Source organism: Lentzea terrae (genome assembly GCF_003265345.1).
Classification (GTDB): Bacteria; Actinomycetota; Actinomycetes; order Mycobacteriales; family Pseudonocardiaceae; genus Lentzea; species Lentzea terrae.
In genome coordinates this window covers 187,130-206,680 of the sequence record NZ_QFWW01000034.1, presented here as the reverse complement: position 1 = coordinate 206,680, position 19,551 = coordinate 187,130, and the positions used below count along the sequence as shown (strand labels likewise).

The window sequence follows — 19,551 nt, the reverse complement described above, 5'->3', positions numbered from 1 at the left end:
ATGCGCCCCTGCGGCCCCGTCGAAATCCATGTCGCTCGTTCGACCTACAGGTGACGGCCAAACACAGGGAGGCACACGAAATGGGCAAGGTCTACACGGGCGCAAGCACCTCGATCGACGGGTACGTCTCCGGCCCGGACTTCTCCGGCTTCGACAAGCTGTTCCGCTGGTACGACGCAGGCGACGTGGCGCTCACGGTCCCGACGGGCACGATGACCTTCAACCTCACGCCGGCCAGCGCCGCCTACTTCAGCGGCCTGATCCAGGCGACCGGCGCGCTGGTGGTGGGACGCAAGCTCTACGACGTCACCAACGGTTGGGACGGCCAGCACCCCCTGGGCGTGCACACCGTCGTGCTAACCCATCGCCCGTTGGAGGACAACGAGCACTTCACGTTCTGCAGCGACGGCATCGAAAAGGCGATCGAGATCGCGCAGTCGCACGCCGGCGACAAGGTCGTCGGCCTCAACTCGGGCGAGGTAGCGCGGCAAGCCATCGACGCCGGCCTCGTGGACGAGATCTTCCTCGACCTGGTGCCGGTGATCCTCGGCGGAGGCACGCCGTTCTTCGCACCGGGCAAGGGTTACGAGCTGGAGGGCCCGCTCTCGGTAATTGAGAGCGTGGGCGTCACGCACCTGCGCTACAAAGTCAAGTATGAAGCTGCGCAAGGTAAGTGACGCCGACGCGTCGGAGTTGCTCCAGGTCGTCACGGAGTCGCTCGAACACCTGAAGCCGTGGATGTCGTGGGCCACCAACGACTACGACGCTGCTACCGCCGCCGGCTTCCTCGCCAATTCGGCGAAAGGCTGGGCGGACGGCAGGCTGTTCAACCACGCCATCACGGTCGACGGTGCCATCGTGGGCGTCGCCGGCGCGGACCGCGCCGGCGACGTGGTGGAAATCGGCTACTGGCTGCACCCCGCCCACACCGGCCGCGGCCTCGCCACCGCAGCGGCCGCCGAGCTGGTCGAGTTCGCGTTCGCGCTCGCGCTCGACGGCGTGCGCAGAGTCCAGATCTGGCACGACGAAGCCAACATCGCGAGCGGTGGCGTGCCGCGGCGCCTCGGGTTCTCCGAGATCGACCGCCGCACGCCGCCGCGCGAACCCGCGTTCGGCAACGAGGCCGGCGTGGACGTGGTGTGGGAACTGAAGCGCTAGGAGAGAGACGGCAAGCTCGCGAACGTCTCCTCCACCCAGTCGGCGACGAAGTCCCGGACGTGCGGCAGGTGGTCCAGCCCGACGTGCTCCGCGCCTCCCTCGGCTGCGGTGAAGATCCGCAGCTCGCGCTTGGGACTGTTGACCGCCTGGTCGTAGGAGCGGTGCGCGTAGGCGAGAGGGATCTGCCGGTCGTTCTCGCCGTGGCAGATCAGGAACGGCACGGTGATCTTCTCCACTACTCCGTCGAGCCGCACGTCGTCGGCGTAGGTGAGGAAGGAGTCGAGGTCGTCGAAGCCCCACACCCACAGGACGTGCTCCCAGTAGTGGGGAACCGGGCGCTCGCCCTCGCGTTCGACGCGGCGGCGCTGCACCGCGCCCCAGTCGTGGTTGGCGCCCCAGGCGACGACGAGCGCCAGGCGCTTTTCGAACGCGGCCGCTCGTGGGGCGTAGTAGCCGCCGAGTGACCATCCGGCCAGGCCGATTCGTCGCGGGTCGACGTCGTCGCGGGTCTCCAGGTGGTCGACGCACGCGGCGGCGAACACCTCCGTCTCGATCCGTGACGTCAGGCCGCCCAGGCGCAGCGCCTCGCCGGTGCCGGGGGTGTCGACCATGAGCGTCGAGATGCCGCGTGCGGCGAGCTCGTCGGAGATTCCGGACAGGTAGATGTGCTCTTTCGTGCTGTCCAGGCCGTTCCACATGATCATCACGGGTGCCGGGGCGTGGTCTGCCGCGGGTGCTTTGGTGAAGTACGCGGGCAATGTGGTGCCCTCGAAGGGGATGGAGACCCGGCTGGTGCGGGGATCCGCCAGGGCGAAGGACTTCTGCATGAGGTCGAGGCACCGCTCGTAGGTGGCGACGCGGTCGGGAGAGGACGCGCTCTGCATGCGTTCGGCCTGCACCAGGTAGTTCGTCGCCCGCGCGTAGAGGCGGCCCGCGTTGCGGGTCCGGCCGGCTTTCTCGGCTGCCTCCGCCTGGCTTACCAGGGTGTCGGCCAGCTGTGTCCACGCCTGGAGGAACTCGGCGGTGCCGGCGTCCTCACCGCGCCCGGCGGCCTCGCGGATCGGCCGGCAGGCGCGGTCGACCTCGTCGATCAGACCACCGCTGTTGAGCGTGGCCACGACGCTCAGGTTCCACACGTAGTTGCCGGGGAAGTACTCGAACACGGTTGGTCCTCTCGTGCGGATGTCAGGGGCGGAGGGCGTCGCTGATCGACTTCACGCCGCCGTGGGCGGTCAGGCCACCGTCGACGGGGATCTCGGCGCCGGTGATGAACGAGGCGTCGTCGCTGATCAGGAACACCACCAGCGGCGCGACCTCGTCGACCGACCCGGTGCGGCCCAGCGGTGTCTCGGCGATGTTCGCGTCGCGGAACGCCGGGGACGCCGACGCGGTCATCGGCGTCTCGATGTAGCCGGGGTGCACGGCGTTCACGCGGATGCCGCGACCGCCGAGCTCCAGGCAGGCGCTCTTCGTCAGTCCTCGCACGGCCCACTTGCTGGTGGTGTAGGCGAGCGGGTAGTGCCCGGTGAGCGCCGCCGCCGAGCCGAAGGTGACGATCGAGCCGCCCGCGCTCATCAACGGCAGCACGGACTGGACGGCCAGCAGCACGCCGCCGACGTTGATCGCGTGGACGCGGGCGAGGTCCGCCGGATCGAGGTCGCCCAGCCGCGGGCGGAGGGTGACGCCCGCACTGGTGACCAGGCCGTCGATCCGGCCGTATTGCCGGGCGACGTGGGCGGCGAGACCGGACCAGCCGTCCGGGTCGGTGACGTCGAGCCGGTGAAAGTCCACATCGGACTCGTCGGAGGTGTCGAGGTCGACGCCGATCACCTCGGCGCCCTCCGCGGCGAGCAGACGTGCCACTGCCGCGCCCAGTCCACGACCGGCTCCGGTGACGAGCACGACCTTCCCGGCCACCCGGCTGGTCACCGGGCACGCGTCCGGGAACGGGCGGCGCGGACCGGTGGCAGCTCGATCCCGGGAACGACCCGGTTGCGGATGGTCCCGATGCCCTCGACGGTCATCTCGACGACGTCACCTGGCCGCAGCGCCGGTGGATCCTGCTCGCCGCGCCTGCCCCACAGCTCGGCGAGGCAGCCGCCGTTGCCGCAGGTACCGGACCCGAGCACGTCGCCGGCGCGGACCCATGTGCCGCGCGAGGCGTAGGAGACCAGCTCCTCGAACGGCCACCCCATGTTCGACAGCAGGTCGTGGCCGACCTCGACGCCGTTGACCGAGACCCGCATGTCCAGCGCGAGAAACCCGTCCTCGTCGTGGAACGGCGCGAGTTCGTCGGCCGTCACGAGCCACGGACCGAGCGTGGTGGCGGAGTCCTTTCCCTTGGCCGGGCCGAGGTTCACCTTCATCTCGCGGCGTTGCAGGTCCCTGGCGGACCAGTCGTTGAACACGGTGTAGCCGAAGATCGCGGCACGGGCCTGGGCGGGCGTCAGCGAGGACCCATCGCGCCCGACGACCGCCGCCACCTCGAGTTCGAAGTCGAGCAGGCGCGAGCCCGGTGGCACCGGGACGTCGTCGTGGGCGCCGATCAGGGCGTAAGGGTTGGTGAAGTAGAACGTCGGCGCTTCGTACCACTCCGCGGGTACTCCGGAGCCGCCGGACACGCTGGCGACGACGCCTTCCACGTGCTCCTCGAACGCCACGAAGTCCCGGATGGTGGGCGGTGTCAGCGGCGGCAGGAGCCGGACCCGGTCAAGGGGTGTGGGAGGGCCGGTGAGCGCTGCGGTGCCGGCGGCCAGTGCCGCCGGTAGTCCGGTGCGGACGAGGTCGAGGACGGTGGTGCCGGAAGGCAGTGCGTGCAGGCCGTCGTCAGAGACCACGCCCGCGTGCACCGAGCCGTCCAGTTCGTAGGTGGCGAAACGCATCGGGAGTCCTCACACGGGCGGGGCGACGAACAGGCCCTTGTCGGGGTCGTTGAAGGACTTCTGCGCGACGAACTCGTTCATCGCGTTGGCCGTGCCCCACTGGTCGGAGACCTCGGGCCGGCTGAAGTCGTACAGGTGCGGGTGCCAGCTGTCCTCGTCGACCAGTTCCAGCTCGGTCGTGTACTCGACGGTGTTGCCGTGCGGGTCGAGGAAGTAGCTGAAGGTGTTGTTGCCCGCGAGGTGCCGGCCGGGACCCCAGATCTTCTCGACCCCGGCTCGCAGCAGACGGCCGGTGCCGCGCATGTACTCGTCGAGGCCCCGCAGCTCGAAGGACGCGTGGTGCAGCGACGGGTGCGGGCCGCGGGCGATGGCCATGCTGTGGTGCCACGAGTTCACCCGCATGAACCACATCATCTCGCCCATCCGCGGGTGCATCAGCGTGTCGGACAGGCGGAAGCCCAGGTGACGCTCGTAGAACGCGACGGTGCCCTCGGGATCCGCTGAGTTGACGACCACATGCGACAGTCGCACCGGGACGGACTCGCCCTCCTCGACCTTGCGGTGCTTGCGGATCGCGACGTCGGCGCTCACCTCGATGGTGCGTCCCTCGTTGTCGAAGAACCGGAACCCGTAGCCGCCGCCGGGGGTCTGCAGCACGCCCGGTTCGCTGACGAGCGTGACACCCGAGACGGCCAGTCGTGCGGCGAGGGCGTCGACGTCGGCGGGGCTGGCGGCACCGAAAGCGATCAGGTCGATCCGCTTGTCGGCGGCCTGGCGCAGCCGGACCACGTACTGCTCCGGCGAGCCTTCCGCTGCCAGGAAGGATATGCCGGTGTCGCCGTGCTCGGCGGTCAGCCCCCAGGCGCCGGTGAAGAAGTCCTGCTGACGGGCGAGGTCGGGCACGGCGAGGTCGACGTGCCTCAGGTGGGTGATCAGGCGGTCGGTCACGGTGATTCCTCCAGTGCGATCACGCGGGGTGGGACACGAGGCCGGCGATGCGGCGGATGAGACCGGGCGCGTCGCCCTGCTCGCGGTCGAACAGCCACTGGGCGAGCTGGTTCGACGCCGCCACGACCTCCGCGGCGCGGTCGTGGCGGCGTGCGGTGAACGCGTCCCACAGGTCGTCGTCCAAGGCATCGGCGTCGATCAGCAGTTCGGTCAGCACGGCCGCGTCCTCCAGTGCCTGGGCGCCGCCCTGCGCGAGGGTGGGCGGGCACGAGTGGGCGGCGTCGCCGATCAGCACGACCCGGCCGCGGTGCCACGGCGCCGGCAGCAGGTGGGTCTCGAAGTTGGTGTAGTTCACGCGGCTCGGATCGGTGAGCGCGGACCGGATCTCGTCCCACGGTCCGTGGTAGGCGGAGGCGAGCTCACGCACTCGTTCCAGCCGTTGCTCCGGAGTCAGTCCACTGTGGTCGGACGAGTCCTCGACGACGTAGGCGTAGAGCGAGTCCTCGCCGGTCGGGGTGTACCCGGCGAGGTAGCACGGACCGCCGTAGTACAGGTCGGTGCGAGTCACGCTCGCCGGGCGAGGGCCGAACACGCGCCAGATCCCCATGCCGGTCGGCTTCGGTTCCAGCTCGATGCCGAGCATCCGGCGGGTCGCCGAACGGATGCCGTCCGCACCGACCACGAGGTCGTACCTGCCCGCCGCGCCGTCGGTGAACGTGACCTCGACTCCGGTGGCATCCTGCTCCAGCCCGGCCACGGAGACGCCGAAACTGGTCTTCACCCCGGTCGCGGTTGCCTGGTCCAGCAGGATTCGCGCCAGCAGCGGGCGGGGCATGCCCATCGTGGCCGGCAGGTCGGGGCCACCGCTGCGCACGTCCGGCAGCTCGACGAGCAGGGTGCCGTCGCGGTCGGGTGCGCGCAGGCCGAGGCTGTCGTACGCGTAGCCCGCCCGGCTCACGCGCTCCCACACCCCGAGCCGCCGCAACTCGCGCAAGGCGTTGCCCTGCAACGTGATCCCGGAACCGATGGCGGCGATGTCGGGCTTGACCTCGATGAGATCGACGGCCACACCGTGGCGCGCGAGCTGGATCGCCGCGGCCGTCCCGGCGAGACCACCGCCGATCACGAGCACGTTGTTCACCGCGGGCATGAGGACTCCTTCGTCCGTGCGGTTTGCTTGACTTCGACTACTTGACTGCGATGGGGGCGACCGGGGCGCCGACCGCGCCAGTCACGGGCAACGGGGCGGCGGTCAACCAGAACTCGTGGACGCCGTCCGCGGCACAGTCCTCGGCGAGCGCGTCGAGGTCCCACATCTCGCCCAGGAACAGGCCGATGTGCGGGATCGCCACCTGGTGCAGCGGCTGGAACGCGCCGTCGAACTCGTTGGGCCGCACCTCGAGGCCCCACGTGTCGGTCGCGATCCCGGCGATCTCGTTGCCGTGCAACCAGTCCAGCGTGGTGAAGGACAGGCCTGGGGAGTCGCCGCCCGCGTAGTCGCCCCAGCCCTCCCGCCTGGCCCTGGCCAGCCGTCCCGTCCGCACCAGCACGAGGTCACCCCGGCCGATCCGGGCGCTGGGCCCGTGTGCGGCGATCGTGGCGTCCAGGTGCTCGGCGGTGATGGCGAAGCCGTCGGGCAGCTCACCGTCCACACCGGACACTCGCCCGACGTCCAGCAGCACCCCGCGGCCCGCGATCAGCCCGGCCGTGGTCTCGATGCCGGTGATCCGGTCGCCCTCGCTGGTCACGACGTCACCGGCACGGCGGCCGTTGTAGGCCAGCCCGTGGTCGAAGATGTGGCCGAGGCCGTCCCACTGCGTCGAGGCCTGCAACGGCATGAAGATCACGTCGTCGGCGCCGCCGATGCCGTGCGGGAAGCCCTGGGTGCCGCGCTCGGCGTCCACGCCGGTGTCGAGCATGGTGTGCACCGGGTTGGTGCGCCGCCGCCAGCCCCGTTGCGGGCCGTTCGCGTCGAACCGCTGGGCCAACGAGAAACTCGCACCCCTGCGGACGAGCGCCGCGCCTTCCCTGCGCTTGGCGTCGGTGAGGAAGTTCAGGGTGCCCAGGACGTCGTCGGCGCCCCAGCGGCCCCAGTTGGAGCACCGCTTGGCCGCCGCCGCGATCGCGCCCTCGGGATCGTTCCGGTCCATGACCAGACGATCGCGGTCAGCGTGCGCATCAGGGAAGCCGAATTCACTGATGCTGCGTATCACTGCCGTTGATACCGTTGTGGTCGTGAACCTCGCGCGCCTGGATCTGAACCTGCTGGTGGCGCTGGACGCGCTGCTGCAGCAGCGAAGCGTCACCCGTGCCGCCGAGCAGATGGGACTCAGTCAGCCGGCGGTGTCGGCCCAGCTCGCTCGTCTGCGCCGGCACTTCCACGACGACCTGCTGACGCGGACGGGCAACCAGTACCGGCTCACCCCGCTCGCGATCCAGCTCAAGGAACGCGTGCGGGTGGTGCTGTCCGGTGCGGAGCGGGTCTTCGCCGCCGAACCGGACTTCGACCGGGCGTCGTCGACCCGCGAGTTCTCCGTCCTGATCAGCGACTACGCGGTGGCGACCCTCGGTTCGGCGGTGGCGGGGCTGCTCGCCGCGGAGGCGCCGCGGACCAGGCTGCGGATGATCTCCAACACGACTGCGCTGGTCGACGATGCCGCGAGGACCCTGGTCGGCACGGATCTCATGATCATCCCGCACGGGTTCGTCGAGGACCTGCCCCACCGCGACCTCTACCGCGACGAGTGGGTGTGCCTCGTCGCGTCCGCCAACGACGAGGTGGGCGACGCCCTCACCGTCGAGCAGCTGGCGACCATGCCGTGGGTGGTCACCTACCACGGGCCGACCGCGTTCACGCCCGCTGTGCGGCAGATGCGGATGTCCGGTGTCGAGCCGCACATCCAGGTGGTCACCGAGACGTTCCTGACCGTGCCGGGTCTGGTCCGCGACACCGGCCGGGTCGCCCTGCTCCAGCGGCGTCTGGCGGACCGCGTCCCTGCCGACCTCGGCGTGCGCGTGCTGCCGTGCCCGGTCGAGGTCAGTCCGCTGGTGGAGGCCATGTGGTGGCACCCGATGCACGACGACGACCCCGAACATCGTTACCTGCGCGATCTTTTCGTGCGCGCGACCGCGGTCATGACCGGCGACGAGATCCACATCGACGGCACGGATAGTCCACTTAGGCAGAAGTGATTTCCCTGGCCGTGCACGGCTGCTGACACTTCGGCGTGACGCAGGTCATCGAGGACCGGCGCCTACCCCCGGAGATGCCCGTGTCGGATCACACGCTTTCCGCGCACCCCGTCGCCGCGCCTGTCCAGGACCCGGCCACCGGCAAACCCGCCGGCACCGCCCAAGCCGTGGTGCTCCTGCTGTCCAGCTGCCTGTCGGTGCTCGGCGCGGTGCTGCTCGCACCCGTTCTCCCCGCCATCCAGAACGCCTTCGCCGACACTCCCGGCGTCGCCACGCTCACGCCGATCGTGCTGACGGTGCCCGCCCTCGTCATCGGCCTCACCGCGCCCCTGGCCGGCCGCATCATCGACCGCCTCGGACGGAAGCGGCTGCTGGTCGGCGCCCTCGTCGTCTACGCCTTCGTCGGCACCGCGCCGCTGTGGCTTGATTCCCTGCCGCTCATCCTCGCCAGCCGCGTGCTGGTCGGCCTCACCGAGGCCGCGATCATGACCTGCTGCACCACCCTGCTCGCCGACTACTTCCACGGCGCCCAGCGACAGCGCTACTTCGGGCTCCAGGTCGTCTACACCACCGTCGCGGCGACCGTGTTCTTCGCCGTGGGAGGACTGCTCGGCGCGAACGGGTGGCGCACCCCGTTCTGGCTCTACGCCGTCAGCCTGCCGCTCGCGTTCCTGGCCGCCCGCCACATCTGGCAGCCGCCTGCTCAGCCGCGAGCGAAGCTGCCCGCACTGCCGTGGCGGACCCTGCTGGTCCCGGTCGGCGTCAGCCTCGTCGGTGGGCTCGTGTTCTACGTCCTCATCGTCGAACTGTCCTATGTGCTCGATCGCATCGGCGTGACGTCCACCGCCACCATCGGCGCGGTCAGCGCCATCGGCGCGCTGGCCACCGCGATCGCTGCTGCCATGTACGCCCGCGTCGCCCGCTTCGGTCCGGCGATCACCATCCCGGCCGCGTTCGTCCTCTGCGGCCTCGGAATCCTCGGCCTCGCACTCGCCGGCACCGTGCCGGTCGCAGCCGTCAGCGCCGTGATCGCCGGACTGGGCAACGGCCTGATGCTCCCCGCGTTGCTCACCTGGGCGTTGGGCTCGCTGACCTTCGAACAACGCGGCAGGGGAACGGGAGTCTGGACCTCGGCCGTGTTCATCGGTCAGTTCGCCTGCCCGCTCGCCGTGCTGGCTCTCGCCGGCGCCTTCGGTGGCCTGTCCGCGGCCCTGCTCGCGGTGGGAGCCGCCGCCCTTCTCGTGGCCCTCGGCGTCCGGTTCCTCCGTGTCGCCTGATGGCGCGGTGGAGCGCTGACTCAGCCGGCACCGGGTCGTTCAAGTCCTGTCGTCCCGACGGCCGAAGAAGCAGATCGCCGTTCCTGGCGCCAGGCGGCGAACATCGCGGTCATCGTGACGAACCAGGCCATGCCGAGCAGGTAGCCCGCCAGCACGTCGGACACGTAGTGCACCGACAGGGCGGCTCGAGACAGGCCGATGCCGAGCACCATCGCCGCCGCGACCGTCACGGCGACTCGGCGCCAGGTGGCACGCATCGCCGGCCAGAAGATCAGCAGCAGAGTGGCGTAGGTGACCACGGAGGATTGGGCGTGGCCGCTGGGAAAGCTCAGGCCGGTGGCGGTGGTGAGCGGGTCGGTCACCACCGGACGGGCTCGCTGGACTGCCCGCTTGACCGCCGCGTTGAGCACGGCGCTGCCGGTCACGGTCACCACGGTGAACGCGGCCGGTCTCGGGCGGCGGCGGTACAGCAGCCAGGCTGTCACCAGGGCGAATCCCGTCAGGTAGACCGCTGAGGAACCGAGGGTGCTCATCGTTTTCATCGCGGTGGCGAAGGCGGGGTGCTCGGCGGTGTAGCGGTGCAACTGGTCGCAGGCGCTGTGGTCGACGGACAGCAGAGGTGTCCACCTGGTTCGCACCAGCAGGAGGAGCAGGCCGAACGGGACGGCCGCGATCGTGAGCGCCGCCAGCGTCAGCACGGATCGGATGCCGAATCTGGCATCGGACGCGCGGAATCTCATCTCACCAACAGTGCGGCCGGTTCATTAGAGGATCGTGAGGATCAGGCCAGGGGCAGGCGCACGTGGAAGCAGGCGCCCTCGGCCGAGTCGGCCAGCCACACCGTGCCGCCGTGCCGTTCGGTCACCTCGCGCACGATGGCCAGGCCCAGTCCTGCGCCGCCGGTGTCGCGTTCGCGGGCGCGTTGGGAGCGGAAGAACCTGTCGAACACCTTGGTGCGGTCCGGAAGGGGGACGCCGGGGCCGTCGTCGGCGACGATCAGTTCGGCGAACCCTTCCGCGGACCGCAGGCCGATCGTGATCCGGTGCCGGGCGTGGTGCTCGGCGTTGTCCAGGAGGTTGCGCACCACGCGGCTCAGCTCGCCTGCCCGGCCGCGCAACCTGGCCGCGGAGAACGGGGACAGCTCGACTTCCACGGCTCCGCGGGTGCGGACCGCGTCGATCTCGGCCAGGACCACCTCGTCCAGGTCCACCTGCTCGACGGGGTCGGTGATGCCGTCCGCCAGTGCCAGCACGATCAGTTCGTCGGTCAGGTCGCCCAGCCGGACCGATTCGCGGTGCAGGTCGGCCGCGAGGCGGACCCAGTCGGTGCGGGACGGGTGGGCGAGGCCGACCTCCAGCCGGGTGCGCACGCTCGCCAGTGGGCTGCGCAGTTCGTGGGCGGCGTCGGCGGCGAAGCGGCGCTGACGTTCGTGCACCTCTTCCAAGCGGGACAGCATCTCGTTCATGGTGCGGGCGAGTCTGCCCACCTCGTCGTCGGACGGCGGTTCCGGCACGCGGCGGTCGAGCTGGCTCGCGGTGATCTCGGCGACCCGTTCCCTGATCGCCTCCACCGGGCGCAAGGTGCGGCCCACCACGAGCCACGCGGTACCGCCGGCCGCGATCAGCAGGAGCGGCAAGGTGATCGCCAACGCCGTCGTGGCCGCTTCTACGCCCTCGTCGGCGTGTTCCAGCGACACTGCCGCGTACACCGCGACGGGCCGGCCGAGCATCGAGGCCGGCACCCCGGCGACGGCGTGGTGCTCGCCGTCGGGCAACCGCGAAGTACCGGTCACCACACCGTTTTCCGGCCACAGCGCCGACAACCTGGTGTGGGCGAGCTCGGTGCTCGCGCCGAGCACGGTGCCGTCCTGCGCGACGACCTGGACCAGCGACGGCATGGTGGCCGGCAGACCGCTGGAGATCATCGGGGCGAACGAGCCGGCCTGCCGGCGGGCCTCCGCCTCGGCGTTGCCGATGAGCTGGTCGCGGACCAACGTCAGCGCCACCGCGCCGCCCGCGACCAGACCCAGTCCCACGACCAGCACCGCGAGCGCGGTCAGCCGGACGCGGACCCCGGATCGCCGGCGAGTGCGGTGACCACCAACCTTTGGCGCGTTGTTTCGGCGTTCAGGCGGGTGCATCGCGGCACCACCCCCGCGCCCTCACATCGGGCATATGGGGGCGCGGGGGTGGTGCCGCGAGGTGCCCTGCTGAGCGCCCAAACGACACGGTGAAGATTGTGGTCATCGCACTACCCGCCATCGGGAGCCAGCCGGTAGCCGGAGCCGCGGACGGTCTCGACGGCGTGCCTGCCGAACGGCAGGTCGATCTTGCGCCGCAGATAGGCGACGTAGACCTCCAGCACGTTCGACCCGGCCGGGATGGCCGAGTCCCACACCTCGTCCAGCGCGAACCGCTTCGAGACCACCTGACCCGGCCGCGACATCAGCAGCTCCAGCAACGCGAACTCGCGTGGCGTCAGCTCGATCGCCGTCTCGCCGCGGCGGCAGCGCCGGGCCACCCGGTCCAGTGCGAGGTCACCGGCGGTCAGCACGTCCGCCCGCCGCAGTCCCGAGCGCCGCAGCAGTGCGTGCAGCCGGGCCAGCAACACCCGGTACGAGAACGGTTTGGTGAGGAAGTCGTCCGCGCCGATGCGCAACGCGCGCAGCTGGTCCAGTTCGCCGTTGCGGGCGGTCAGCACGAGCACCGGCACCCGGATGCCCGCGCGGCGCAGCTGCGCGCACAGGTCGAGACCCGAGAGGCTCGGCAGCATCAGGTCGAGCACGATCGCGTCGAACGGGCGGGTGAGCCCGGCGTCCAGCCCGAGCAGGCCGTCGGCGACGGTCTCGACCTCGAAGCCGTCCTGGCGCAGGCCTTCCGCGAGCACGTCGGCGAGCGACGTCTCGTCCTCGATCACCAGCACCCGGCCCAACGGGGTCATGTCAACACCTGACTCGACACCAGCCTGCCTCGCTCCAGTATCAGCACACCGGTGCAGATCCGTTCAACCTCGGGCAACGCGTGCGTGCACAGCACCACCGTGATTCCACGTGCCTCGGCCACCGTGCGCACCAGCGTGAGGACGTCCCGCTGACCGGGTGGATCCAGGCCGATCGTGGGTTCGTCGAGCAACACGACCTCCGGATCGTTCACCAAAGCCCGTGCGATGCCAAGGCGTTGGCGCATGCCGCGGCTGTAGGTGGCGATGCGGGCGCCGCCGCGGTCACCGAGCCCGACCTGACGGAGCAAGCGGACGGCACGCTCGCGCGCCTCGGCGCGGGTCAGGCCGAAGAGCCGCCCGTGGTACGTCAGGAACTCCACACCCGTTTGGTGGCCTGGATATCCGGCGTTCTCGGGCAGCACGCCGATGCGCCTGCGCAGGTCGTGCTCCCTGGTACCGGGTACGCCGGCGACGGAGAACTCCCCGCTGGTCGGACTGACCACAGTGGACAGAATGCGGAGGGTGGTGGTCTTGCCCGCGCCGTTCGGTCCGAGCAGCCCGAGCACCTCACCCTTGCGCGCGGTGAAACTCAGCCCGGCCACGGCCTGCCGCCTGCCGTACCACTTCGACAGGTCGCGCACCTCAACGGCGATATCGTCGGACAGCGGGTCGGTGCGCACGAACGACCAGATCTCGTGCGGCAGCTGGGTTCTGGCGAGGGCGCGCACGAGAGGTGCCTCGAGCGCCGGGTCGGCACGCAGGATCGCGCGGTGCAGGTCGCTCAGCCGCGCCTCGGGTTCGAGCGCCTGCTCGTCGGCGAGCCGGACGCGGGCCGCTCGGTAGGCGTCGAGTGCGTCGGTCACCCGGCCGCAGCGGTACAGCGCCAGCATCAGCAGCGCCTGGAGTCGTTGCCGGTGCGGGTGTTGCGCCACGAGGTCGGTCAGCTCGTCGACGACCGCGGTGTGCCGGCCTAGGCGCAGTTCGGCGTCCAGGCACTCCTCCAGCGCGGCCAGCCGGGCTTCCTCCAGTCCCTGGCACAGCACGGCGGCGGCATCCGGCGTGGTCACGTCCGCGAGCGGCGGGCCGTGCCACATCGACAGCGCGTGTCGCAGGAGCGACACCTTGACCGCGTCGTCGGTCTCCTGCCTGGCGCCGGCGACCAGCGTGCGGAACCGGTGGACGTCCACGGACAGCGGGTTGACCTTCAGCATGTAGGCGGAGCCGCGGGTGATGATGTCCGCGTCGTTCTGGCCTGACCTCGCGTCGGCGATCGCCCGGCGCAACCGCGACACGCTGACGTGGATCGCGTGCTGCGCGGTGCGCGGTGGCTGCGCCGGCCAGGTGAGGTCGACCAGCCGCTCCACCGGCACGAGCTGGTTCGCGTGCAACGCGAGCACCGCGAAGGCGAACCGTTGTTTGCGCGGCCCCAGATCGAGTTGAAGTTTTTGTTCCCAAGCCTCCACTGCGCCAAGTAGCCGAAACTCCACGGCGGCGGCCCCCTCCCCTGCAGTTCCCCTATCTGTGAATCGGTCGAGTCGCGCATTTCGTTGTTGCTCCATTGGCGTGAATCACCGGCTGTGCATGAGCTATCGCTGCAGGTTGAAGGCACTTAAGAAGCCAATTGAATTCATTCTCACGGTCCTCTTATCTCCATCAAGTCCACTTATGGGCAGTTACTCCGAACGGCAAAGGAGGTGTCATGTCAGGTGTCACTCTCGAAGCTCGTGAGTTGTCGAAATGGTTCGGTTCCCGGACAGCGGTCGACTCGGTGAGCTTCACCGTGCACGAGGGAGAGGTGATCGGTCTGCTCGGCCCGAACGGGGCGGGAAAGACCACGACGATCCGCATGCTCTCGACCGTCCTGGCACCCACCGGCGGCGACTTCGCCGTCGCGGGTGTGCCGTCGTCCCGGCCGGCGGAGATCCGGGCGCGCATCGGCGTGCTGCCGGAAAGCGCCGGCTATCCCGCATATCAGACGGGATTGGAATATCTGATGTACCACGGGAGGCTCTTCGGGCTGTCCGGTGACGAGGCCAGGCAGACGGCCGTGCGCCTGCTCGGCCAGGTGGGCCTCGCGGACCGCGGGCAGTCGCGGATAGCGACCTACAGCCGCGGCATGCGACAGCGCCTGGGCATCGCGCGGGCGCTGGTGAACAACCCTTCCGTGGTGTTCCTCGACGAGCCGACGCTGGGCCTGGACCCCGCCGGGCAGCGGGAAGTGCTCACGCTGGTGCGGACGATCGCCGAGGCGCGCGGTACGACCGTCGTGCTGTCGACGCACACACTGCCCGAGGTCGAGCAGGTGTGCTCCGCGGTGCTGATCATGAACCAGGGCAAGGTCGTGGTGTCCGGCAGCGTGGCGGAGGTGACGAGCACGGAGCCGGCCAGCCGCCAGTCCGGCCGGCTGCGCGTCCCGCCGGGCGAGGTGACGCGGACGGCCGAGGCAGTGCGGCGCGTGCCCGGCGTGTCGGCCGAGGTGTCCAAGGACGTCGTCACGGTCACGTCGGCGGACGGCCTGAACGACGTGCTGTCCGCGGTGCTCGGCGCAGGGGTCACGGTGCTGTCGTTCGAGGTCGACGGCGCGCGGTTGAGCGACGCCTTCCTGGCGATGACGCGGGGAGGTACGCCGTGAACGCGCGGGTCATCGCCGGCCAGGAGTGCCGTGACCTGTGGTTGAGCGGCCGCGGCCCGGTGCTGACGTTCGCCTACGCCGTGCTGCTCAGCGTGGTGACCTACCTGGCCGCCACCAACCAGATCCTGAACTTCCTGGAACAGCGGGAGTCGGTGAACCTGGTGCTGCAGATCGCCGTCGCGGTCGGGGTGTTGCTGACGCTGGTCGTCGCCGCGGACGCGATCAGCGGCGAACGCGAGCGCGGCACCCTCGAAAGCCTGCTGCTGACGCCGGTGTCCCGCGGTGCGATCGTGCTGGGCAAGCTGGTGGCCGCGATGTCGTTGTGGGCAGCGGTTTTCGTGGTCGCGCTGCCGTACCTGTGGGTGCTCGGCAAGGGTGTCGCGGTGGTGGGCGAGGCGGTGCTGCTCGGCCTGGTGATCGGGACCCTGCTGGCGCTGTCGATGGCGGCGATCGGGCTGCTGATCAGCGCCAGGTCCTCCACCAACAAGGTGAGCCTGGCCGCGTCGCTGTTCCTGTTGCTCGCGTTGTTCGCGCCGACGCAGTTGCCCGCGATGCCGACGTCGTCGGTGGGCGATCTGCTGGTGCGGATCAACCCGGTGACGGCCGGGATGCACTACATCGGCCTGGTCCTGCTCAAGGGGCACTCGTGGACCCAGGACCTGTCGTACCTGATCTCACCGGTGGTGGCCGTGCTGGCCACCGCCGTGGCGCTGGCCGTGACCGGGCCGCGCATCGTCCGGCTCACGGGAGGGGTTGGTTCCGGATGAGATCGCGCATCGGAACGAGACTGCTGCTCGCCTTGCTGGTGCTGACGCTGTTCCCCGCCATGGCGTCGGCGACCGTCGAGGTGGCGGTGTCGGAGTCCCGCATCACCGGCACCGTCGGGCAGTACCTGAACATCAGGTCGACGGTCACCAACACCGGTTCGTCGCCGACCGGGAAGCTGATCGCACATCTGAACGTCGCCTCGCTGAACGACGTGTACGTGGACCTGGAGGACTGGACCGCCGCGCCGACGCAGTCGCTGCCGCCGCTGAGGCCCGGGGAGCGCGCCGAGGTGTCGTGGGACGTCCAGGCGGTGAACGCCGGGGTGTTCAACGTCTACGCGGTCGTGCTGCCCAACGGCTCCGAGTCGCTGTCGGTCAGTCCGCCGATCCACGTCGACGTGGCGGGCCGGCGCACGCTCAGCGCCGGCGGAGCACTGCCGATCGCGGTGATCGTGCCGATCCTGCTGGGCCTCGCGGTCTTCGCGGTCCGCCGCCGCCTTCGCAACACGGCGTGAGAACGATGAACGGCGCTTTTGTCCACGTGAGGTGGACAAAAGCGCCGTTCATCGTTTTCAGCTAGGCCGGGACCGGTTCGGGGGGCGGGGCTGGTTCGGGGGACGGGGTTGGTTTGGCTCGGCGGGGGGCGGCGAAGCGGAGGTAGAGGGACGGGGTCACGAAGAGGTTGAGCAAGGTGGAGGTGAAGAGGCCGCCGATGATGACGATCGCCATCGGGTGCTCGATCTCGTGGCCGGGCAGGTCGCCGGCGATGGCCAGTGGCACCAGGGCCAGACCGGCGGCCAGTGAGGTCATCAGGATCGGCGCGAGACGTTCGCGGGCGCCGCGCAGCACGAGCTCGCGGCCGAACGGCACACCCTCCTCCCGTTCCAGGTGCTGGAAGTGGTTGATCATCAGGATTCCGTTGCGGGCCGCGATGCCGAGCACCGTGAAGAACCCGACGAGTGACCCGAGCGAGAGGATCCCGCCGGTGAGCCACGCCCCGAACACGCCACCGGCCAGTGCCATCGGCAACGTGAGCATCACCAGCACGGCCAGCCGCCAGCTGCCGAACGCGGTCACCAGGATCAGCAGGATCGCGATCACCGCGCCACCGGCGAAGAGCAGCAACCGGTTCTGTGCCGCGGTGGCCTCCTTGTACTCGCCCAGCAGTTCGGCGTGGAACCCGGCGGGCATCGAAACCTGGGCCAGCCGCCGCTCGACCTCGCCCGCCACGTCACCGAGCGCGGCGCCCTCGGCCACGTTGGCGCCCACGTCGATCCGGCGTGATCCGTTCTCGCGCAGGATCTGGTTCGGTGTGGACACGACCTTCACCGAGGCGAGGTCACCGATCGGCACCTTCCGGCCGTCCGGCGCGTCCATCAGCAACTGGCGCACCGACTCCACGCTGTAGCGGGCCTTGGGCTGCGACCACACGTGCACCTCGGTGTTCTTGCCGTTGCGCCAGATGTCGCCGGCCTCCTCGGAGGAGATGAACGCGGCGGCCGTGCGCCGCACCTCACCGGGGGAGATCCCGTACTGCGAGGCCTTCTGCAGATCGACTTCCACGGCCACCTGCGGGATGTTCGTCTGCAGCGTCACGTGTTCCTCGATGATGCCGTCGATCCCGGCCATGAGGTCCTTGACCTCGTTGGCCTTCTGCCGGATGCCGTCGAGGTCGTCGCCGTAGATCCGGATCGTGATCGCGTCGCTGGACCCGGTCAGCACCTCCTTCGTGCGTTCCTTGAGGTAGGTCTGCACGTCGCGTTGCAGACCCGGATAGCCGTCGACGACCTTCTGCACGGCGGCAACGGTTTTCGCGTAGTCGACCTCCGGGGCGATGCTGATCCAGTTCTCGGTGAAGTTCATGCCGACGACCTCGTCGGCGAGCGTGCCCTGGCCGATGTGCGCGCCGAAGTTGCGCACGCCCGGAATCGCGCGGAGCTCCTTGCTGGCTTGCTGCGTGATGCGGACCATCTCCTCGCGCGAGGTGCCCGGCTGGGCGACCCAGTGCATCAGGAAGTCCCGTTCCTTGAACGCGGGGAACAGGTTCTGGCCGAGGAACGGCGCGACCGCGATGCCCGCGACCATCACCACGGCCACACTCGAGTACGCCACACCCGGACGCGGCACGATCCTCGCCAGCAGTGCCGTGTAGCCGCGTTGCAGCCACCGCACCAACGGCGACTCGCGCTGCTCGATCGGGGCGTTGCGCAGCATGATCAGCGCCAGTGCCGGGATCACCGTCAACGCCACCAGCAGCGACGCCAGGATCGACAACCCGTACGCGAACGCCAGCGGCCGGAAGAACGCACCCGTCAGTCCACTGAGGAGGAACACCGGTGCCGTCGACGCCAGGATGATCAGCGTCGCGTGCACGATCGGGCCGCGTACCTCGATCGAGGCCTCCAGGATGATGGCCGCGGTCGACTTGTCACTGCCCTCACGGCGGTGCTGGCGTATTCGCCGCACGATGTTCTCGATGTCGATGATCGCGTCGTCCACGAGGACGCCGAGCGCAATGACCAGGCCTGCCAGGATCATCACGTTGATCGTCGCACCCATGGCGTTCAACACGAGCCCCGCGGCGATGAGCGACAACGGGATCGTGATCGCGCTGATCAGCGCGACCCGCCACTCGAACAGGAAGAAGATCAGGATCAGCACCACCAGGCCGAAGCCGATCAGCATCGCGCGGCCCAGGTTGCCCACGGACGTCTCGATGAACGTCGCCGGCCGGAAGATCTCGGTGTCGACCTCCAGCCCGCGCATGCCCGGCTGGAAGTCCTTGATCGCCTCTTCGACGCCCTTCGTGACCTCCAGCGTGTTGGCCCACGGCAGCTTCTCGATGATGATCATGATGCCGAGGCCGTCGTTGATGACGGCGTCGCCGGTCAGCAGGGACGGCGGCATGACGTCGTCGCGGATCTCGGCGACGTCCTTGAGGTAGACCTTCGGCTGGCCGGGTTTGGTCTCGATCGGAATCTCGGCCAGCTGCTGCCCGCTCAGCTGCGGCAGCTGGTGCTGCACGGGGAACCGGTTGTTGGCCGTGTCGACGTACCCGCCGGTGCCGATCTCGAAGCCACCCTTGAACTTCAGCTGCCCGACGTCCACGGCGTTGCCCGCCGAGTCGAGCACCTGCTGCATGGTGACGTTGTGCTTCACCATCAGATCCGGGTCTACCAGCGCCTGCTTCACGTGCCACCGGTCGCCCCAGATCGCCGCGTTCGCGACGCCCGGCACGCGCATCAGCCGCGGCCGCAGCGTCCAGTACGCCAGCAGCGCCATGTCGACGTGGGCATGGTCGGACTTGTCCGCCTGCGAGATGCCGATCTTCATGGCGCGGCTGGTCGACGACAACGGCTGGATCATGAACGGCGGGTTCGCCCACCGCGGCAGCCGCGGCGTGATCGCGTTGACGCGTTCCTGGATCAGCAGCCTCGCCTTCATCAGGTCGGTGCCCTGTTCGAAGATCATCACGATCGACGACAGCTGGGACACGGACTTCGACCGCATCGCGGTCAGTCCCTCGATGCCGTTGAGCCCCTGTTCCAACGGCACCGACACGAGCTCTTCGACGTCCTTGGCGGACAGTCCGATGCAGATGGTCTGGATTTCCACGCGGGGCGGCGCGAACTCCGGGAACGCGTCGATCGACATGTCCTTCACTTGCAGGATGCCGAAGAACATCATCATCGACGCGCCGACGACCACGAGGAACTTGAGCTTCAGGCTCGAACCGATGATCCATCGCATCATGG

At 69.5% G+C, this 19,551-nt stretch carries 18 protein-coding genes; 7 read left to right on the top strand and 11 right to left on the bottom strand.

Going from position 1 to position 19,551, the window contains the following annotated elements:
• Positions 1 to 80: 80 nt before the first annotated feature.
• Both DI276_RS42735 and DI276_RS42730 read left to right on the top strand, forming a co-directional pair.
• A complete protein-coding gene (locus DI276_RS42735; protein WP_112274743.1) occupies positions 81 to 677 on the top strand; it encodes a dihydrofolate reductase family protein in 597 nt (198 codons plus the stop codon).
• Positions 655 to 1,158, top strand: coding sequence for a GNAT family N-acetyltransferase (locus DI276_RS42730; RefSeq protein WP_112274742.1), 504 nt, complete (start codon positions 655 to 657; stop codon positions 1,156 to 1,158). Before DI276_RS42735 ends, DI276_RS42730 begins: the two co-directional genes overlap by 23 nt.
• On the opposite strand, the gene DI276_RS42725 is transcribed toward DI276_RS42730, so the two are convergent.
• The 6 genes from DI276_RS42725 to DI276_RS42700 are packed head-to-tail and all read right to left on the bottom strand — an operon-like array spanning position 1,155 to position 7,138.
• The gene (locus DI276_RS42725; RefSeq protein ID WP_112274740.1) at positions 1,155 to 2,321 is read right to left on the bottom strand and encodes an alpha/beta hydrolase family protein; all 1,167 of its coding nucleotides are present in this window, start codon (positions 2,319 to 2,321) and stop codon (positions 1,155 to 1,157) included. The two genes, DI276_RS42730 and DI276_RS42725, sit on opposite strands and share 4 nt — an antisense overlap.
• A gap of 22 nt (positions 2,322 to 2,343) precedes the next feature.
• Complete coding sequence (locus DI276_RS42720; protein WP_232837302.1) at positions 2,344 to 3,087, bottom strand: SDR family NAD(P)-dependent oxidoreductase; 744 nt, start codon at positions 3,085 to 3,087, stop codon at positions 2,344 to 2,346.
• A complete protein-coding gene (locus tag DI276_RS42715) occupies positions 3,084 to 4,040 on the bottom strand; it encodes a fumarylacetoacetate hydrolase family protein (protein WP_112274725.1) in 957 nt (318 codons plus the stop codon). The genes DI276_RS42720 and DI276_RS42715 overlap by 4 nt, the downstream gene beginning before the upstream one ends.
• Before the next feature lie 9 nt (positions 4,041 to 4,049).
• The gene (locus DI276_RS42710; protein WP_112274723.1) at positions 4,050 to 4,988 is read right to left on the bottom strand and encodes a VOC family protein; all 939 of its coding nucleotides are present in this window, start codon (positions 4,986 to 4,988) and stop codon (positions 4,050 to 4,052) included.
• A gap of 19 nt (positions 4,989 to 5,007) precedes the next feature.
• Positions 5,008 to 6,138: an FAD-dependent monooxygenase gene (locus DI276_RS42705; RefSeq protein WP_112274721.1), complete on the bottom strand. Its 1,131-nt coding sequence runs from the start codon at positions 6,136 to 6,138 to the stop codon at positions 5,008 to 5,010.
• A 37-nt stretch (positions 6,139 to 6,175) separates the two neighbouring features.
• Positions 6,176 to 7,138, bottom strand: coding sequence for a cyclase family protein (locus DI276_RS42700; RefSeq protein ID WP_112274719.1), 963 nt, complete (start codon positions 7,136 to 7,138; stop codon positions 6,176 to 6,178).
• Between the two features lie 85 nt (positions 7,139 to 7,223).
• On the opposite strand from DI276_RS42700, the gene DI276_RS42695 reads away from it, so the two are divergent.
• Both DI276_RS42695 and DI276_RS42690 read left to right on the top strand, forming a co-directional pair.
• Entirely contained in the window at positions 7,224 to 8,180 is a 957-nt protein-coding gene (locus tag DI276_RS42695; protein ID WP_112274862.1) for a LysR family transcriptional regulator, read from the top strand.
• A gap of 80 nt (positions 8,181 to 8,260) precedes the next feature.
• Complete coding sequence (locus tag DI276_RS42690) at positions 8,261 to 9,457, top strand: MFS transporter (protein WP_112274860.1); 1,197 nt, start codon at positions 8,261 to 8,263, stop codon at positions 9,455 to 9,457.
• Positions 9,458 to 9,477: 20 nt separating this feature from the next.
• On the opposite strand, the gene DI276_RS42685 is transcribed toward DI276_RS42690, so the two are convergent.
• The 4 genes from DI276_RS42685 to DI276_RS42670 all read right to left on the bottom strand — a co-directional run bounded on the left by DI276_RS42685 (position 9,478) and on the right by DI276_RS42670 (position 13,860).
• Complete coding sequence (locus DI276_RS42685; protein ID WP_112274717.1) at positions 9,478 to 10,197, bottom strand: phosphatase PAP2 family protein; 720 nt, start codon at positions 10,195 to 10,197, stop codon at positions 9,478 to 9,480.
• Between the two features lie 41 nt (positions 10,198 to 10,238).
• Positions 10,239 to 11,492 carry a sensor histidine kinase gene (locus tag DI276_RS42680; protein WP_232837301.1) on the bottom strand — a complete coding sequence of 418 codons (1,254 nt, stop codon included), beginning with the start codon at positions 11,490 to 11,492 and terminating at the stop codon, positions 10,239 to 10,241.
• Between the two features lie 215 nt (positions 11,493 to 11,707).
• Positions 11,708 to 12,397 (bottom strand): response regulator transcription factor, encoded by a 690-nt coding sequence (locus DI276_RS42675; RefSeq protein WP_112274713.1) that lies wholly within the window; start codon positions 12,395 to 12,397, stop codon positions 11,708 to 11,710.
• A complete protein-coding gene (locus DI276_RS42670) occupies positions 12,394 to 13,860 on the bottom strand; it encodes a BTAD domain-containing putative transcriptional regulator (RefSeq protein WP_198681253.1) in 1,467 nt (488 codons plus the stop codon). The genes DI276_RS42675 and DI276_RS42670 overlap by 4 nt, the downstream gene beginning before the upstream one ends.
• Positions 13,861 to 14,096: 236 nt before the next feature.
• Between DI276_RS42670 and DI276_RS42665 the strand changes: the two genes are divergently transcribed.
• Genes DI276_RS42665 through DI276_RS42655 form a run of 3 tightly spaced genes read left to right on the top strand, consistent with a single transcriptional unit; the run spans position 14,097 to position 16,311 of the window.
• Positions 14,097 to 15,029: an ABC transporter ATP-binding protein gene (locus DI276_RS42665; protein ID WP_112274709.1), complete on the top strand. Its 933-nt coding sequence runs from the start codon at positions 14,097 to 14,099 to the stop codon at positions 15,027 to 15,029.
• A complete protein-coding gene (locus DI276_RS42660; protein WP_112274706.1) occupies positions 15,026 to 15,796 on the top strand; it encodes an ABC transporter permease in 771 nt (256 codons plus the stop codon). Before DI276_RS42665 ends, DI276_RS42660 begins: the two co-directional genes overlap by 4 nt.
• On the top strand, positions 15,793 to 16,311 hold the full coding sequence (locus DI276_RS42655; protein ID WP_112274704.1) for a hypothetical protein: 519 nt from the start codon (positions 15,793 to 15,795) through the stop codon (positions 16,309 to 16,311). The genes DI276_RS42660 and DI276_RS42655 overlap by 4 nt, the downstream gene beginning before the upstream one ends.
• Before the next feature lie 61 nt (positions 16,312 to 16,372).
• On the opposite strand, the gene DI276_RS42650 is transcribed toward DI276_RS42655, so the two are convergent.
• A complete protein-coding gene (locus DI276_RS42650; protein ID WP_112274702.1) occupies positions 16,373 to 19,549 on the bottom strand; it encodes an efflux RND transporter permease subunit in 3,177 nt (1,058 codons plus the stop codon).
• Between the last annotated feature and the right edge of the window lie 2 nt (positions 19,550 to 19,551).